This window comes from Comamonas terrigena NBRC 13299 (assembly GCF_006740045.1).
GTDB lineage: Bacteria > Pseudomonadota > Gammaproteobacteria > Burkholderiales > Burkholderiaceae_C > Comamonas > Comamonas terrigena.
In genome coordinates this window covers 2,948,336-2,962,909 of record NZ_AP019749.1, presented here as the reverse complement: position 1 = coordinate 2,962,909, position 14,574 = coordinate 2,948,336, and the positions used below count along the sequence as shown (strand labels likewise).

The 14,574-nt window shown below is 63.5% G+C and carries 13 protein-coding genes and 2 pseudogenes; 3 read left to right on the top strand and 12 right to left on the bottom strand.

Annotated elements, in window-relative coordinates; translation table 11 throughout:
* Nucleotides 1-125: 125 nt before the first annotated feature.
* The 3 genes from gorA to corA form a co-directional block, all read right to left on the bottom strand.
* Nucleotides 126-1,481, bottom strand: coding sequence for a glutathione-disulfide reductase (gene gorA / locus CT3_RS13390; protein ID WP_066533275.1), 1,356 nt, complete (start codon nt 1,479-1,481; stop codon nt 126-128).
* 76 nt (nt 1,482-1,557) lie between these two features.
* Nucleotides 1,558-1,752 (bottom strand): thioredoxin family protein, encoded by a 195-nt coding sequence (locus CT3_RS13385; RefSeq protein ID WP_428042561.1) that lies wholly within the window; start codon nt 1,750-1,752, stop codon nt 1,558-1,560.
* A 66-nt stretch (nt 1,753-1,818) separates the two neighbouring features.
* Nucleotides 1,819-2,793 carry a magnesium/cobalt transporter CorA gene (gene corA, locus CT3_RS13380; RefSeq protein WP_066533385.1) on the bottom strand — a complete coding sequence of 325 codons (975 nt, stop codon included), beginning with the start codon at nt 2,791-2,793 and terminating at the stop codon, nt 1,819-1,821.
* Nucleotides 2,794-3,079: 286 nt separating this feature from the next.
* Between corA and CT3_RS13375 the strand changes: the two are divergent.
* Nucleotides 3,080-3,163 (top strand): annotated as a pseudogene (locus CT3_RS13375) (LysR substrate-binding domain-containing protein); the annotation flags it as partial.
* Between the two features lie 42 nt (nt 3,164-3,205).
* Here the strand turns inward: CT3_RS13375 and CT3_RS13370 are convergent.
* The 3 genes from CT3_RS13370 to CT3_RS13360 form a co-directional block, all read right to left on the bottom strand.
* Nucleotides 3,206-4,414, bottom strand: a complete 1,209-nt coding sequence (locus tag CT3_RS13370) for an MFS transporter (protein WP_227657898.1) — start codon at nt 4,412-4,414, stop codon at nt 3,206-3,208.
* 117 nt (nt 4,415-4,531) lie between these two features.
* On the bottom strand, nt 4,532-5,647 hold the full coding sequence (locus CT3_RS13365; RefSeq protein WP_227657941.1) for an alpha/beta hydrolase: 1,116 nt from the start codon (nt 5,645-5,647) through the stop codon (nt 4,532-4,534).
* Between the two features lie 45 nt (nt 5,648-5,692).
* A complete protein-coding gene (locus tag CT3_RS13360; RefSeq protein ID WP_066533381.1) occupies nt 5,693-6,046 on the bottom strand; it encodes a cyclophilin-like fold protein in 354 nt (117 codons plus the stop codon).
* Between the two features lie 210 nt (nt 6,047-6,256).
* Here CT3_RS13360 and CT3_RS13355 point away from each other — a divergent pair, with 210 nt between their 5' ends.
* Nucleotides 6,257-7,168 carry a LysR family transcriptional regulator gene (locus CT3_RS13355; RefSeq protein WP_066533272.1) on the top strand — a complete coding sequence of 304 codons (912 nt, stop codon included), beginning with the start codon at nt 6,257-6,259 and terminating at the stop codon, nt 7,166-7,168.
* Nucleotides 7,169-7,430: 262 nt separating this feature from the next.
* Here the strand turns inward: CT3_RS13355 and CT3_RS13350 are convergent, their stop codons facing one another.
* The gene (locus CT3_RS13350; protein ID WP_428041663.1) at nt 7,431-8,879 is read right to left on the bottom strand and encodes an MFS transporter; all 1,449 of its coding nucleotides are present in this window, start codon (nt 8,877-8,879) and stop codon (nt 7,431-7,433) included.
* Nucleotides 8,880-9,069: 190 nt separating this feature from the next.
* Here CT3_RS13350 and CT3_RS13345 point away from each other — a divergent pair, with 190 nt between their 5' ends.
* A complete protein-coding gene (locus CT3_RS13345) occupies nt 9,070-9,963 on the top strand; it encodes a LysR family transcriptional regulator (RefSeq protein WP_066533270.1) in 894 nt (297 codons plus the stop codon).
* Nucleotides 9,964-10,124: 161 nt separating this feature from the next.
* Here CT3_RS13345 and CT3_RS13340 read toward each other — a convergent pair whose 3' ends face one another.
* The 5 genes and pseudogenes from CT3_RS13340 to CT3_RS13320 all read right to left on the bottom strand — a co-directional run bounded on the left by CT3_RS13340 (nt 10,125) and on the right by CT3_RS13320 (nt 14,481).
* Nucleotides 10,125-10,598 carry a cupin domain-containing protein gene (locus CT3_RS13340; protein WP_282597775.1) on the bottom strand — a complete coding sequence of 158 codons (474 nt, stop codon included), beginning with the start codon at nt 10,596-10,598 and terminating at the stop codon, nt 10,125-10,127.
* Between the two features lie 164 nt (nt 10,599-10,762).
* Nucleotides 10,763-11,587, bottom strand: coding sequence for an alpha/beta fold hydrolase (locus CT3_RS13335; RefSeq protein ID WP_218568107.1), 825 nt, complete (start codon nt 11,585-11,587; stop codon nt 10,763-10,765).
* Nucleotides 11,588-12,036: 449 nt separating this feature from the next.
* A pseudogene (locus tag CT3_RS13330) lies at nt 12,037-12,542 on the bottom strand (hypothetical protein).
* Between the two features lie 65 nt (nt 12,543-12,607).
* Nucleotides 12,608-14,293, bottom strand: coding sequence for a glucose-6-phosphate isomerase (gene pgi, locus CT3_RS13325; protein WP_066533266.1), 1,686 nt, complete (start codon nt 14,291-14,293; stop codon nt 12,608-12,610).
* Nucleotides 14,290-14,481: a hypothetical protein gene (locus tag CT3_RS13320; protein WP_066533265.1), complete on the bottom strand. Its 192-nt coding sequence runs from the start codon at nt 14,479-14,481 to the stop codon at nt 14,290-14,292. Before CT3_RS13320 ends, pgi begins: the two co-directional genes overlap by 4 nt.
* Between the last annotated feature and the right edge of the window lie 93 nt (nt 14,482-14,574).

The window sequence follows — 14,574 nt, the reverse complement described above, 5'->3', positions numbered from 1 at the left end:
CAACCATCGCCTTCACCTTCCGGTCAGGGCGCCTCGTCCGTGGCGCATGCCGTGCCGTGGCTCCCCAGCCGTGCGCTGGCGATGCACGGTGCCGGATGGGCTGTGCCAGTGGGGCAGGGCGCGGGTCAGCCCCGCAGGGTCACGATCTCTTCCGCAATCGTGGGGTGCAGTGCCACGGTGGCGCGGAAGTCGCTCCATGTGGCATGGGCCGTGAGGGCCACACCCGCCAGCTGGACCATCTCGGCCACGCCGTCGCCCAGCAGGTGCATGCCCAACACGCGGTCGGTGGTGCCGTCCACCAGCACCTTGATGAAGACCTGCTCCTGGGAGCCGGCAAATGCCTGCCCCATCGCCCGGAACTGGGTGGTGAGCACCCGCAATGCGGGGAACTGCGCCCGGGCGGCCGCTTCTGTCATGCCTACCACACCGATTTCCGGGGTGGAGAACACGGCCGTGGGCACCAACCCATAGTTCAGCGGGGGCACCTGCATGCCGCCGAAGAGCCGGTCTGCCAAGGCATGCCCTTCCCGGATGGCCACGGGCGTCAGGTTGACGCGGTTGGTGACATCGCCGATGGCATAGATGGAGTCGATGTTGGTGCGGCCAAAGTCATCCACCACGATGGATCCATCGGCAGCGGTTGCCACCCCGGTCGATGCCAGCCCCAGCCCGGAGGTGTTTGGCTGGCGGCCGGTGCACAGGATGACGGCGTCCACTTCCAGCACGTCGCCGTTGCTGGCGCTGACCTGCAGTCCGCCAGCGACCTGGTCGATGCGGCGCACTTCGTGTCCGTAGCGCAGTTGGACATGGCGCTGCTCCATGTGGGTGGCGAGCAGTGCCGCAATGTCCTGGTCGAACCCGCGCAACAGGTGCGGACCCCGGACAAACTGCGTCACCTCGCTGCCCATCCCGGCAAAGATGCCAGCAAACTCGACCGCAATGTAGCCGCCGCCCACGATCAGCACCCGCTGCGGGCGCTCGGACAGGTGAAAGACTTCGTCCGACGTGATCGCCAGTTCGTTGCCTGGGAACTGCGGAACCGAGGGGCGTCCCCCGGTAGCAACCAGGATGGTGCCGGCGCTGACCTCCCGGCCGCTGTCGCGCAGCCGCACAGTGTGCGCGTCGACGATCTCGGCATGGTCGGCCAGGGTCTCGACCCCCGCGCTTTGCAAGTTGCGCTCGTAAATGCTTTCCAGCCGCGCGATCTCTGCGTCCTTGTGCAGGAGGAAATGCGCCCAGTCAAAGCGCGGCGGCTCGCCCTGCGCCCAGCCAAAGGCTTGGCTGGCGCGGAACTGCTCGGGGAAGCGGCTGGCATAGACCATCAGCTTCTTGGGCACACAGCCGCGGTTGACGCAGGTGCCGCCGAAATTGGCACTTTCAGCGATGGCGACGCGCGCCCCATGCTGGGCCGCGATGCGCGCGGCACGCACACCGCCGGAGCCGCCACCGATAACGAGAAGATCTTTGTCGTACTGGGTCATAGTTGCTTCCAAGAATACGCAGCGCAAGCCTGCGTGTACAGGCGGTTGACGCCCGCAGGGGTTGGCATGGCGCTGTTCATTGCAGAAATTCAGCCAGCTGCTGCTCCAGGGCTTGCCTGGACATGGCGCCGCCAAATTCCTTCACGATCTGTCCGCCCTGGAACACGCGCAGTGCAGGAATGCTGCGGATGCGGAAGGCCGCAGACAGCTCCGGATGTTCATCCACATGGAGCTTGTACACCGCGAGCTTGCCCTGGTGCGCTGCCGCAATGGCATAGAGCGCCGGGGCAATGGCGCGGCAGGGACTGGTAAGGGCTGACAGAGGGCGCAGCCAACGCTACAGCCAGCCTGCCCGGCGGAAGCGGTGATAGACATAGCTGCAGACACAGACCATCAGCAGTATGGCGGCGGGGTAACCGTACTGCCACTTCAGCTCCGGCATGTGCTCGAAATTCATCCCCCAGATGCCCGCGAAAGCGGTGCAGATCGCAAAAATACTGGCCCACGCTGCCAGCCGCTTGGTGACTTCGTTCTCATCGATGGCGACCAAGGCGAGGTTGACCTGCATCGCCGTTGCGATGGTGTCGCGCATCCCGTCAATCAGCCCGTTGATGCGGACCAGGTGGTCCGCCACATCGCGGAAATATTCCTGGGAGCCCGCGCATATCTGCGGCACACGCCCGCCGTACAGTTTGCTCACTGCCTCCAGCAGCGGCGCAACGGTGTGCTTGACGTCCATGACGCGCTGCTTCAAACCATAAAGCTGCTTGATGTTGTCGCGGGCAGCACGGTGCGTGAAGATCTGCAGCTCTACGGCGTCCAGCTCGGCCTCCAAGGCCTCGATGACGGGGAAGTAACGGTCCACCACCGCATCCATCAGTGCATACAGCACAAATCCCGCGCCATGCTTCAGCAGCTCGGGCTCTCTCTCGCAGCGGCCTCGCACCCCCAGGAAACCCTGGGTGCTGCGATTGCGGACCGACAAGACATAGTTGGGGCCCACAAAAACGTCCACTTCCCCCTGATTGAAGTGGCCCGGTCGGTCGGGATCAGGCTCCAGCAGCTGCATCACGGCGAAAAGTGATTGCCCATATTCCTCGATCTTGGGTCTCTGGTGTCCATTGCGGGCGTCCTCCACCGCAAGTTCGTGCAGGTCGAACTCTTCACGCATTTCGTCCAGCTCAGCCGCCGTCGCATCGGACAAGGCCACCCAGACAAAGCAGCCAGGGCGCGCAATGTATTCGCTGATATCCGCCACCGGAATATCGGCCAGCTTGGATCCCTTTTCGTAGGCAACGCAGTTGATCAGCATCAGCACCCTCTCCAGGCTGTCCAAAAGCCGTATGGTGCCATGCCGCTGTCGCTGCCGCGGCAGAGTTCAAAGCCTCTCGGCGCTCAGCAACTTGCCCGCTATCGATAGCGGGGGCGCAACCACCGGCAGCACCGGGCCGAACTGCGCCTGCCGCAGACCCACCCATGGCCGCCACCCAGCCTCCCTCTGAAGCTGGGTGGCCCACCTCCTGGGGCGCCATGGTGTGCTTCGGGGTTTGAGCAGAATTTTGCCCTTGCGGCCCGGTCGCAGGCTGGCGTACGCAGGTATCGCCACGGAACGCGGCATGCGGATCAACAACTCTGCGGCGGTGCTCCAGGCAGCCGTCGACGGCCCGGGCATTGTGCTGGCTGCGTGGTAACGCCCGGAACTGGCCTCAAGCAGCTCTGTGGATTCAGCCTGCTGCGGTGCGCGAAGTCACCAGCGTCATTACGGCACAGGTCGTGAGCAAGGCGGCGCTCACCACAAAGGTGTGCTGGTATCCGCTGTGGTCGAACAGAAGGCCTCCCACGGTGGAGCCCAAGGCAATCGACAGTTGAACCACCGCAACGAACAGACCACCACCTGCTTCGGCGTTGTGCGGAAAGACCTTGGCGATCCAGGCCCACCAGCCGACGGGCGCTGCAGTTCCCATCACTCCCCATAAGCCCAGCAGCGCGATGACGATGGCCGTCCAACTGCCAAACACCGCCAGAGCCAGGGCTGTTGCCGCCATCAGCAGCGGGATGAGAGTCAGCGTCAGGTAGAAGCCTCGCTGCAAAAGTCTGCCGATGAATGCGGTACCAACCAAGCCCGCGACACCGATCACGAGCAAGACCAGGGGAATCGTGGTGCTGCGTACTCCCGTGACCGTCTCCAGGAATGGCCGCACGTAGGTGAAAAGCGAGAACTGGCCCATGAACAGCAGGCTGCTGGCCATCATTCCCAGAATGACGCTGCGGCGCTGGAACAGCGTAAAAACCTGAAATACCTGCGCCATGCGGAGCGTGCGTACCGCAGAGGGCATGGAAGGCAGAGCCTTCCATTGCCAGGCCAAGGCGATCAGAGATACCGGGACCAGAGAGAAAAAAGCGCCACGCCAGCCGACGACCGTACCCAGATAAGCTCCCAGCGGTGCGGCCACTACGGTGGCCAGTGCATTGCCGCCATTGACGATGGCCAGCGCGCGCGGAACATCCGGTGTGGGCACCAGCCGGATGGCGGTTGCCGCCGACAAGGACCAGAAGCCGCCGACGACCACACCGATCAGTGCCCGTCCCAGCAGGTAGGTGGCGTAGTTCGGCGCCATGGCGACGACGGCTCCGGAAACACCCATCGCCACGGTCAGCCCCAATAACAAGGTCTTGCGATTGAGGTTGCCAGCCAGCGGCGAGATGAAGAGGCTTGTCAGTACGGCAAAAGCACCTGAGATCGCAATCCCCTGTCCAGCCATTCCCTCCGTGACATGCAGGTCGGCGGCCATAGGGCTCAGCAGGCTGACGGGCAGGAATTCCGAGGCGATTAGCACAAAGGCGCACACCGACATGGCAATGACAGCGCTCCAGGAGGCCGGCGGCGCGGCAGGCAGGGGTGGTAGAGGTGGCAGGGGAGAATTGACGGCCATGGGCGTGATGACTCTTGGGGGGCTCGGCAGGGGCAGCGCCGCGCCATCCGCAGGGCGTATGCGCGGTGGTGGATGTGAAGGGGGGAGCGGAGGCCTGGGCCCCCCGCTCCGCAGGTGCTACGCCGCGGCAGGCAGGTTCTTCTGGAAGAACGTGGTCAGTGTGTTGAAGGGAATCACGTCAGTACGGTCATACAAATCCGTGTGGACGGCGCCTGGAATGATCAGGAGTTCCTTGGGCTCCGCCGCCGCCGCATAAGCGGTTTCGCTGAAGTAGCGTGAGTGCGCTTTCTCGCCGTGCACCAGGAGGATGGGGCGCGGCGAGATTTCCTTGATGTGGGCCAGGATCGGCAGGTTCATGAACGGCAGCGGTGTCGTGATCGTCCAGGCGTTGCCCGAGTTGACTGCGCGCGGATGGAAGCCGCGCGGGGTGCGGTAGTAGTCGTGGTATTCCACCAGGAACGGTGCTTCGCCACCGTGCAGCTCGTTGTAGGGTGGCTGGTAAGCGGGTTGGCCGGCCTCCGCATCCTTCCAACGCTGCTGGCCCAGTTGCTCCAGAGCCCGGGTGCGCTGCTCCAAGGTCATGCTGTCGTTGTAGCCCTTGGACATGACGCGCGTCATGTCGTACATGGTGCTGGCCACAACGGCCTTGATGCGTTTGTCCACGGCCGCAGCACTCAATGCCATGCCACCCCAGCCGCAAATGCCGATGATGCCGATGCGCTCGCGATCGACCTCTGGCAGCAGACCCAGGCAATCCACCGCAGCGCTGAAATCTTCGACGTTGATGTCGGGTGAAGCCACGTTGCGCGGCAATCCACTGCTTTCTCCGGTGTAGGAAGGGTCAAAGGCCAGCGTGACAAAGCCGTGTTCGGCCATCGTCTGCGCGTACAAGCCCGAGGACTGCTCCTTCACGGCGCCGAACGGGCCGCCAATTGCCAGCGCCGCAAGCGGGCCACGGGCATTTTGGGGCCGGTACAGATCGCCGGCCAGGGTGATGCCATAGCGGGTCTTGAAGGTGAGCTTCTGGTGCTGGACCTTGTCGCTCTGGGGGAAGGTCTTGTCCCACTTTCCCTGGCGCTCGACCTGCGGTTGTGCCGTCGCCGGGCCTGTGACCGCCGCCGCTAAGCTAAATGCCGCGATTCCGTTGCCGGTCATTTTCAGCAAGCTGCGGCGGTCTATCTCGGCAACAGTTGGCAGGCCGGTATCGCCGTTCGTTTGGGTCATCTTGAGCATCTTGGTCATGTTGGGGATTTCTTGCAGATAGCGTTCGGGGCCAGTTCAGGGCGTGACACGTTCGATCCGGACCTGGTAGGGGGCAGGTCGCGCCAGGATCGGCAGGCCCTCATCCACCTTGCCCAAGGGCAGCAAGCTGCGGGCATAGGAACGCGGCTCGGTGAAGATGGCCAGATTGCCCCAGGGGGCGTAATGGGTCAGCTCTCCGGCCATGGGTTGCATCCCTTTGGGAGCGCCTTGTGTGGATAGCTTGCGTGGCAGCCTGGACACCCGTTCAATGACGTCGTAGTCCTCCAGCGTGAGGGACAGGGGCAACAAGGATGCAAAGTCGCGTGCGGTGGCGTTGTCATACAGCGTGGCCGTGGCAGTCTGTCCGTCGACAGTCAGGCGAATTTTCATGAGCGTGTCCTTCTGGGTGCTGGACGTCGGCTGGGCCACAGCGAGGTACGGTGCGCAAGCCGCCAGCCCCCACAGCGCACTGGCGAGCAGGAGTGGAATGGGCTGCTTCATGTCCTCGATTTTTGCGAATCCACGTGCTGTTGACTATCTAATGAATTCTTAAATCGCTTATAAGTCCAGCTAATTAGTACTCATGGAAGAATGTGGTCTATGGCCCGGCGCAACCTCAATGACTTGCTGGCTTTCGTCACCGTTGCGCGTGAAGGCAGCTTCACGCGTGCAGCGGCTGCCCTGGGGGTGACCCAGTCCGCTTTGAGCCAGACCATCCGTGCGTTGGAAGAGCGCCTGCAGATCCGCTTGCTCACTCGCACCACCCGCAGCGTCTCGTCCACCCCTGCTGGCGAACGGCTGCTGCAGGCCATTGGCAGCCGCTTCGATGAGATTGAGGCAGAACTCGACGCCTTGACCGAACTGCGCGACAAACCTGCCGGCACGGTGCGCATCACCTGCGGCGACCATGTGCTGCACAGCGTCTTGTTGCCTAAGCTGGCACCGTTGCTCCGGGAGTATCCAGACATCAAGCTGGAATTCGATGTGAACTACGGTTTCCGGGACATCGTGGCAGACCGCTTCGACGCCGGGGTGCGCCTGGGCAAGACCATTGACAAGGACATGATCGCCGTGCCCATCGGTCCGCCCATGCGCCTGGCGGTGGTGGCATCGCCCGGCTACTTTGCCGTCCACCCCATTCCCAGGACGCCCAAAGATCTCACGGCACACCAGTGCATCAACCAGCGCATGCAAAGCTCCGGTGGCCTTTATGTCTGGGACTTCGAGCGCCGCGGTCAGCAGGTGAATGTCCGTGTGGATGGACAGTTGATCTTCAACACCACCCAGCCCCAGATTGATGCGGCGGTGGCCGGGCTGGGGATCACGCTATTGCCGGAAGACGAGCTCGGCCCGTACATGGCAGATGGTCGGCTGGTGCGTGTGCTTGAAGACTGGTGCCCGAAGTTCGAGGGCTACCATTTGTACTATCCCAGTAGGCGCCAGCCATCGCCGGCATTCACACTGGTGGTTCAAGCGCTCAGGGTGGCAACGCCACATCCCTCCAAGCGGTAGCGCCGATGCATGCGGATTTCCCCAGTGGCCAAGGCAGCGGACGAATACGTCACCCGCCAACAGCGCGATGGGGGAGGGGCCATCTCCACACCACCGCCGTCCACACCGCGCGTTGAACCTGCCAATGTCCGCAGCAGGCGGTGGATGTGGTGCGTGTGGTGCATGCGGAATTCACCGTGAACAGCCATCGACCCCCAGGCCGACACCGAAGGACCGCCGTTTCTGTCCATGTGCTGCCTCCTTTGCCATGTTCTGCAGGACATCAGGCAGACTCACCCAGGCAGTTTGTAGCGCTCGGCACATTGGGCGTTCTCAAGAAGCGAAACACAAAGAGGGCGATCAGTCCCGTACCACCGGCCAACACCATCAACAAGGTGGAGAACGCGGCCTCGAAGGCCCGCATCAATTCCGCGGCGCCAATGGAAGGCCAGCCTGCCTGCGCTCCGGCCAGGTTGCCACTCACCAGGACCTGGGCCACGGCAACGGCGGTGTCAGACGGGAGATGGGTTGCGGTCAGCAGCTCATGGGCTATCAGGGCGGTGAGCAGCGCACCCACCATGGCCAGGGCCAAACCTTCTCCGGCAACGCGCACGGTGCTGAAGATGCCGGTGGCCATGCCAGCCCGTTCTGTCGGCACCACACTCACGGCCAAACCGTCCATCAGGCCCCACGGCAGGCTGATACCAACGCCGATGGCGAACATGGGCCACAGTGCCGCAGCACCGCCTGCGGACACAGACAGGCTGACCAGCCCGCACGCTGCCATCAGCAAGCCGGCTGCGCACAAGGTCGCAGGAGATATCCAGTGCGACAGGCGCCCAGCGACTGCTGGCAACACCACCAGCGGGGCGGACAAGGCCGCCATCCACAGCCCGGCCTGGGCCACTGGAACCCCCTCTATGCCAATGAAGCGGATGGGCAGCAGCACCAACAGCACGACAAAGCCGAATGCCGGTGCGGCGGCAAGCAACTGAACCCCGACAAAGCGGGAATAGCGGAAAAGGCTCAGGTCCAACAGGGGCCGTGGATGGCGCCGCTCGACAAACACGAAAGCGGCAAGCAGCAGGGCCGTGCCACACAGCGCGGAGATCGTCATGGGGTGCAGCCAACCTTGCGCGGGCGCCTGCAGGATGGCAAAGGTGAACAGTGTCAGCGCGGAAGTGATGGCCAATGCGCCCGGCACATCGAGCTTCTGCGCAGCGGGGTCGCGAGATTCACGCAATACGCGCATGCCGATGGAGAAAGCAATGGAGGCTGTGGCAATGACCAGCACGAAAATGGTCTGCCAGCCAAAGGCCGTGGTCAGCCAGCCTGCGGCCACCGGGCCCAGCGTCAGCCCGGCACCAAAGCTGGTGCCGAGCAGGCTGAAAGCGCGCACACGCGCCTGCCCCTGCACCTCCTGCGCCAGAGCGGCTGCACCGGCCGCCAGCACACCGGCGCTGGCGACACCCTGGAGCGCGCGCAATCCATCGAACACCCACAGGTTGGGCGATGCCATCAGTGCCAATGAGGCGGCCACGAACACGGCGATGGCCCCCAGGAACACCTTGCGCCGACCGTGTTTGTCGGCCAGGGCGCCGGCCGCCATCAGGCAGCTACCGAACGCCAGCATGAAGGCGTTGGTGACCCAGGCGAGTGCAAGCGGCGAGCCCCCCAGATGGGCCTCGATTTCCCGCAGGGCGACCGCCGGGCCTGTAAAGGTTATGGGCATGGCGGCAGACGCCAGGCACACGGCTGCGGTGGCCCAACCGGGTCGTGAGAAGGTTTCGGGATGGTTTGTACGAGGCATGGCTACGTCTTCTGTGGCGGAGCAGGAGAAGATAGACTTGCCTGAATGAAATGGAAACAGGCCATATTTCCGTTGAATACGGAAAAAATTGCCGGAATAAATGGGCTGACGGATGGACAAATTCAATGGCCTCACGGCCTTCGTCAAAACAGTGGACCTGGGGAGCTTTGTCGCTGCGGGGCAGGTACTGGGCCTGTCGGCTTCGGCCGTGGGCAAGGCGGTCGCCCGCCTGGAGGCGCAGCTGGGCGTGCGGCTGCTGCAGCGCAGTACCCGGCGCATCAGCTTGACCGAGGAAGGGCGCCTGCTGCATGAACGTGGTCGGCGCATGCTGGATGACTGGCACGACACGCAGTCCATGTTGTCGGAGTCGCGCCAGCGCCCCAGCGGCCATCTCAGGCTGAGCGCACCCATCGTCAGCCACCATTTCCTGCTGCCAGCGCTGCCCAGCTTCACCCAACGCTACCCCGAGGTCGATCTGGACATCGACTTCAACGACCGCCTGGTCGACCTCATCGACAAGAACATCGACCTGGCCATACGCAGCGGCGACCTGGCGGACTCCAGCCTGGTCTCGCGGCCGTTGGCGCCATACAGGATGCAACTGTGCGCCGCCCCGGACTATCTGCAGCGCAACGGCACGCCACGCTACGTCCAGGATCTCAAGGCCCATGCCTGCATCCGGTTTCGCTACCCCAATGCCGGTCGCCTGCAGGTGTGGCCGTTGTCAGGCCTGTCACCCGACGAAGCGCCTGAACTGAAGACCGTTTTGGTCTGCAACAACATGGAAGCGGTGCTGCAGGCTACGGTCGACGGCTTGGGTATTTCCTGCATGCCAGACTTCCTGGCCAAGAAAGCACTCGCTGATGGGCGGCTGCTTCCGGTTCTCGATGCGCAGACCGACGGCGGCGGGGTTTTTCATCTGGTCTGGCCTTCGGGCCGCCACCTGTCACCGAAGGTGCGGGTGCTGATCGACCACCTTCGGACTTTCCTGACGGCGCAGGCTTGATGGTGCCGCAGCCGGTCCTGGCCGGGACTTCCCGCTGGCCCTGCCCCCCGATTCTGTGGACCGATGCCGTCTGCATCCACGCTGGAAAGCGGCGTTCGCTTTCAACCCGCTTTCACCCGTATGCAACCGGTATGCAGCCCATTGCAGCCGTTCGGGACAACTCAGTACGGCTGTCCATTTTTGTGTTCAAAGGACCATTTCCCATCGGCCCCCATCACGGCAACCAGGTCGTCTTCGGGATAACTCACCGCATCACCGTCAACCCGGCTTCCAATTTCAATGTATGTGGCATCGGATGCAGAGCAATTTCGAAGGTGATGCGCTTGGCCGCCAGCCCTGAATCCAGCACACATACCGGATTTCAGGATGTGCTCCTGGGTACCCGTGTAGAGGGTGACCTCCCCTGCCAATACGTAAATAAACTCGTCTTGCAGCGTGTGCTGGTGGTGAAGTGCAGAGACAGCGCCTGGGTGCAGAGTCGTTAGATTGACGCCAAACTGCGTGATTCCAAATAAATCGCCAATGGGCCGCTTATCACGTCCCATCATTCTTTGTGCGAATGTTTCCGGGTAATTCGAAGACTTTGTCCGGAGTGGCGCTGAGGCGGCCTCGATGAAATCCTGAGATTGATTCAATTCAGTTTCCTCCATGAACACGCAACGAGCGAAGCGGTTCCAACTGGCCAGAATGCCGCATCGGCTTTGATGGCGTCAATCGCCCGTCAGTGGGCTGTCGCCAGAGACCGCTTCCGGCCAACCGGAACAGGTTTTGGAAGACTCGCTCGGAAGCCTTGTCGGTTTTATCGCTTGACAGTGGTTGTGGGACGGAGAAAGTCGGTCACGGCACGCTCGAATGGTTCGGCCTGGTCCAGCATGACGAAGTGGTAGCTGCCATCGATGCGCTGAAAGCTGACGTGGGGCGTGGCCGCGTAGGCGGATCGGAACATGGCATCAACGCGGTCTGCGGGGATGCCATAGCTGGTGTCGTAGGCATGCACCACATGCACGGGCACCGTGATGCGGTGCAGTTCCGGGCGCAGGTCGGTGGTCATCAGCTCGTAAGTGGCATGTGCCACGGTGGGGCGGTCCGATCGGAGGGTGGCGTTGAGCAGTGAAGGGCGGGCTGCTTCAGTCTTGGTAAGGCGGGCGATGGCGGCCGATTGCATGGCCTCCATCTGGGCGTCGGTGGCCGCCAGCAACGTGGCGCGGAATGCGGCCGCGCCCGGTGCAGCTTTCTCGCTGGTTGCGGACGGATCAAACATCAGGCTGTAGAAGGGCAATGCATCTACGATCATCAGACGCGACACCCGTTCAGGATGGCGCGCGCCCAGCATCAGTGCGAGCTCGCCGCCCAGGGAGTGACCGATGACAGCGGGAGCCTGAAGATGCGCGCGTTCAATGTACTCCGCAACGGCTGCTGCCGTGGGCTCAAGCACCCAACCTTGCGGGTTGTGCGCTGCGGGTGCGCCGGCAAACCCCGCCACCTGCACCAGGTGCAAGCGATGGCTTTGCTGCAGGCGTGCGGCAAGACCGCGCCACACATCGCGGGAAGATGCCAAACCCGGAATCAGGATGACATCGGGTCCGCTACCTTCCACTACCACCGAGATGCGCTCACGCACCATGGGCCCTGCTGGTGCGGTGGTCGATTGGGCCAGCGTAGCCGAGGTCAGTAAAGAGGTGAGGCCGAAGGCTGCGAGCAGGGCTGAGAAACGCATTAAGTCGGCCCTGTGGTCAGGGCATGTTCTGGACAAGCCAAGCATTATCTGCGCTGTCTTCGCGCTGTCTCTGCGTTGTTGGTAGGGCTGGCTACATCAGAATTTTCGAAAACGACAGCATCGTCACGCGTGGACGGCAGCACTCTCGCCTGTGGCGTTTGAACAGACCTCCGCGACGTCCGCTTTCGACCCGTTGCAGTCGTTCTTGCCTTGGTTGCCAAAGTCTGCTGCGCAGCGGTTGCTGCCACCCATGGTCTGCTCGCGAGCGTTCGGTCACAACCACATGGCGGTCATCCTGGCACCAAGGCTCAAGCCGGCCCTGCGACGGCTTTCAGGTGAGCAGCCGACGCTGGCCATCAGTACCCACCAAGGGGCTGCAAGATGTCCGCTATCGCAGTGCATGAATAGGCGCTACCGAGCGGTTCGCCGTGCGCTTCCTTGGTGTCCTGCTTGTGCGGCGCGCCGTAGCCGATGTGGCTGTGCACGATGATCAGCGTTGGCTGCGCCTGCGTCTCGAAGAATACCTGCAGGCTGCCCGAGAGGCGTTCGAGGTCATTGGCTCCGTGACCTCAGGCACCCGCCAGCCATGGGCCTGAAAGCGAGCTCCGACGTCTTTGGTGAAGGTGATGGCCGTCGCGCCCTCGATGCTGATGCGGTTGCAGTCGTAGATCCAGCACAGGCTGGATCGGCGCAGATGGCCGGCCAGCGAGGTGGCCTCGGCGCTGATGCCCTCCATCATGTCGCGCTCGCTGGCCAGCGCAACGACCTGGTGGTCGAACAGCGTGAAGCCGGGGTGGTTGTAGGTTGCGGGCGCCCCGCCCATGGCCGTACCCGGGTGGCCGGAGTTGGCTTCTGGAACCATGTCGATGGCCAGGGTGCGCAGGCTGTTGATGCAGCGCAGGTTGAGGGCGGTGTCTTGGCCGGAGGTCATGGACTTTCCTGGCGCAGCCGCTGGTAGCGGCGCATGAGCGTGTTGGTCGAGCTGTCATGCTCCAACGCGGGCGCGTGGACGCTGGCCAGCTCGGCGGCAGTTTGATTGGCGAGCGCCTTGCCCAGCTCGACGCCCCATTGGTCGAAGGAGTCGATGTTCCAGATCACGCCTTGAGTGAACACGCTGTGCTCATACAGTGCCACCAGCGCGCCAAGCGCGCCGGGCGTGAGCTGCTGCGCCAACAGTGTGTTGCTGGGCCGGTTGCCTTCGAGCACCCGATGCGGCACCAGCTTGTCCGCCGTTCCCTCGGCGCGCACTTGTGCGGCCGTCTTGCCAAAGGCCAGGGCTTCGGTCTGTGCAAAGAAATTGGCCATCAGCAGGTTGTGCGGGTCGTCCGATTGGCTGCCCTCCAGGGCCTGAGGATGGAGGCCCTGGCAGAAACCGATGAAGTCGCATGGCACCAGGGCCGTACCCTGGTGTAGCAGCTGGTAGAACGAATGTTGCCCGTTGGTGCCCGCCTCGCCCCAGACGATGGGCGAGGTGGCGTAGTTCACGCGCATGCCGGCCAACGTGACCTGCTTGCCGTTGCTCTCCATCGTCAGTTGCTGCAGGTAGGCCGGCAAGCGCTGCAGGTACTGGTCGTAAGGCAGCACTGCCTGAGTCTGCGCGTTGAAGAAATTGGTGTACCAGACCGCCAGCAAGCCCAGTAGCACCGGCAGGTTTCGGCCAAACGGCGCGCTGTGGAAATGCGTGTCCATCGCATGAAAGCCCGCGAGCATCGCGCGAAACTGTTCCGGGCCGATGGCGATCATCAACGACAGGCCGATGGCTGAATCCACCGAGTAACGCCCGCCAACCCAGTCCCAGAAGCCGAACATCTGGGCCGGGGCAATGCCGAACCGCGCTACGCCCTCGGCGTTGGTGGATACCGCGGCGAAATGCCGGGCCACCGCGCGCTCATCGCCGAGCTGCGCCACGCACCAGGTGCGCGCCGCGTGGCCATTGGTCAGTGTCTCCAGCGTGGTGAAGGTCTTGGAGCAGACGATGAACAGCGTCTCGGCGGCGTCGAGGCCCCGCGTCGCCTCGACGAGCGCGGTGGCATCTAGGTTGGAGACGAAGCGGAAGTGCAGCTCGCGCTGGCTGTAGTGGCGCAGTGCCTTGTAAGCCATCGCGGGCCCCAGATCCGAGCCGCCGATGCCGATGTTGACGATGTTGCGGATGCGCTTGCCAGTGTAGCCGAGCCACTGGCCGCCGCGCAGCGCGTCTGCGAACGCGGCCATGCGCCCGAGTACGGTCTGCACTTCGGCGATCACGTCGATGCCCGCGACTCGCAGCTGCGTGCCCGCAGGTGCGCGCAGCGCGGTGTGCAGCGCTGCGCGCTGCTCGGTGGTGTTGACCGGGTCGCCCCGGAACATGGCATCGATGCGCTCGCGCAGGCCGCTGCTGTCGCCCAGGGCCAGCAACAGACGCAGGGTCTCGTCGTTGATGCGGTTTTTCGAGTAGTCGAGGTACCAGCCGGCAGCCTCGGCATTCAGGCGTTCGCCTCGCCGTGCATCGTCGGCAAAAAGCTGGCGCAGATGCAATGCTCCGATGACGCGGTGGTGTTCGGCCAGCGCCTTCCAGGCTCTGCGGCTTGTCAGTGGCGGGGGAGTGGCGCCCACCAGCAGGAAGGTGCGGCTCATCGCACACCTGCCTGCGCTATCTGCGCGAGCGTGGACGCCTTGACCGCCATGTGGCCGAGCAGGGCGCGCCAGGATGCGGTGAATGAATCCGCTCCCTCGCGCTGCAGGCGTTCGGCGAGTGCATCTGTGTCCACCCGCGAACGGCGGATGATCACGCTGTGGAACGCATGCTCAGGGATGGCGCGCATGTGAAGGGCGCTTGAGTGTCAAGGTGTCCCGATGGGGTCTTGTCCGAAGCGGATTGCCCGCGTCAGCGCGATCCTGGGCGGACGGCGCCTGCT

What these genes read in the sequence shown, in the direction of transcription:
- gorA (WP_066533275.1), bottom strand. Translation starts at nt 1,481, where the DNA reads ATGACCCAGTACGACAAAGATCTTCTCGTTATCGGTGGCGGCTCCGGC.
- corA (WP_066533385.1), bottom strand. Translation starts at nt 2,793, where the DNA reads ATGCTGATCAACTGCGTTGCCTACGAAAAGGGATCCAAGCTGGCCGAT.
- CT3_RS13370 (WP_227657898.1), bottom strand. Translation starts at nt 4,414, where the DNA reads ATGGCCGTCAATTCTCCCCTGCCACCTCTACCACCCCTGCCTGCCGCG.
- CT3_RS13365 (WP_227657941.1), bottom strand. Translation starts at nt 5,647, where the DNA reads ATGCTCAAGATGACCCAAACGAACGGCGATACCGGCCTGCCAACTGTT.
- CT3_RS13360 (WP_066533381.1), bottom strand. Translation starts at nt 6,046, where the DNA reads ATGAAAATTCGCCTGACTGTCGACGGACAGACTGCCACGGCCACGCTG.
- CT3_RS13355 (WP_066533272.1), top strand. Translation starts at nt 6,257, where the DNA reads ATGGCCCGGCGCAACCTCAATGACTTGCTGGCTTTCGTCACCGTTGCG.
- CT3_RS13350 (WP_428041663.1), bottom strand. Translation starts at nt 8,879, where the DNA reads ATGCCCATAACCTTTACAGGCCCGGCGGTCGCCCTGCGGGAAATCGAG.
- CT3_RS13345 (WP_066533270.1), top strand. Translation starts at nt 9,070, where the DNA reads ATGGACAAATTCAATGGCCTCACGGCCTTCGTCAAAACAGTGGACCTG.
- CT3_RS13335 (WP_218568107.1), bottom strand. Translation starts at nt 11,587, where the DNA reads ATGGTGCGTGAGCGCATCTCGGTGGTAGTGGAAGGTAGCGGACCCGAT.
- pgi (WP_066533266.1), bottom strand. Translation starts at nt 14,293, where the DNA reads ATGAGCCGCACCTTCCTGCTGGTGGGCGCCACTCCCCCGCCACTGACA.
- CT3_RS13320 (WP_066533265.1), bottom strand. Translation starts at nt 14,481, where the DNA reads ATGCGCGCCATCCCTGAGCATGCGTTCCACAGCGTGATCATCCGCCGT.